Source organism: Stenotrophomonas maltophilia group sp. RNC7, from assembly GCF_030910085.1.
Classification (GTDB): Bacteria; Pseudomonadota; Gammaproteobacteria; order Xanthomonadales; family Xanthomonadaceae; genus Stenotrophomonas; species Stenotrophomonas sepilia.
This window is the reverse complement of sequence record NZ_JAVFVN010000034.1, coordinates 1-690: the sequence shown is the minus strand read 5'-3', so window position 1 is coordinate 690 and position 690 is coordinate 1. Positions and strand designations below refer to the sequence as shown.

The following is a 690-nucleotide window of genomic DNA, read 5'->3' as shown; positions in this document are numbered from 1 at the left end:
AAGCGGGCGCGATCAACGCGCGGCCGCCACGTCCTTCGGCATCACTGTCGGGTCCTGCCCCTTGCCGGCGTTGCTCCAGGCATGGCGCGTATAGCTGATGACCGCGGCGATCTCGACATCATTGAGCTGGGGACCGAACGCCGCCATGGCGGTGCCGGGCTTGCCCTTCAGCACGGTGTTGATCTGGGCGGCTTTGGGGCCCAGCACAACCTTGTCTCCATCGAGGGCGGGGAAGCTGCCCGGGATGCCCTTGCCGTTGGCCTGGTGACAGGCCACGCAATTGGCGGCGAAGACCTTCTCGCCACGGGCAACCAGTTCGGCTTCCGTCCACTCTTTATTGGGATCGTCGGCGTTTGCCGCCATCTTCTTCTTTTGGTCCTCAACCCACTTATCGTAGTCCGCTTGCGCCAGGACTTCCACGACGATGGGCATGAAGGCGTGGTCCTTGCCGCACAGTTCGGCGCACTGGCCACGGTAGATACCGGGCTTTTCGGCGCGGAACCAGGCGTCGCGCAGGAAACCGGGGATCGCGTCCTGCTTGACGCCGAAGTCCGGGATCATCCAGGAGTGGATGACGTCGGCGGCGGTCAGGACGACGCGCACCTTCTTGTCCACGGGCACCACCATGTGGTTGTCCGTTTCCATCAGGTAGAACTGGCCCTTGGGCTCGCGGCCTTCGATCTGGGCGCG

The 690-nt window shown here is 64.3% G+C and carries 1 protein-coding gene; it reads right to left on the bottom strand.

The window, feature by feature from the left end:
* Nucleotides 1–12 precede the first annotated feature (12 nt).
* Nucleotides 13–690: c-type cytochrome (locus tag RCF13_RS00185; protein WP_308140668.1), on the bottom strand; the 678-nt coding region annotated here is incomplete at its 5' end.